Below are 311 nucleotides of genomic sequence, written 5' to 3'. Positions count from 1 at the left end.
CCTTTTTTAATAGAAAGGGGCTTTAAAGAGCAAGGAGGTTTATACACCCTATCGTTTCCTCAAAAAAGGAAATATCCTTATCCCGCCTATGAGGGTCGCATGTATTGCATTTACTTGGGGTACAAGTATGATGTTGAGAATATATGGCATGGATTATTCATACTATATCCAAACGAACGTAAGACGAGAAGATATTTAAAGTTAAATGATCGTGATGATAGTCGAATAGAAGTTCCTTATGAGGAATTCATCGCTTCTTCCCCAATTATTTGGGAAGAGCGAGAGCCTATCTCTGATTTTGTTTTTGATGT

General features: G+C 37.0%; 1 pseudogene. It reads left to right on the top strand.

Features of this window, described 5'->3' with window-relative positions:
• Nucleotides 1-311 (top strand): annotated as a pseudogene (locus tag X919_RS17055) (hypothetical protein); the annotation flags it as partial.

The organism is Prevotella sp. HJM029 (assembly GCF_000599605.1).
GTDB lineage: Bacteria > Bacteroidota > Bacteroidia > Bacteroidales > Bacteroidaceae > Prevotella.
Note: the sequence above shows the minus strand (reverse complement) of the source record. Positions and strands in the feature narration are given on the sequence as shown.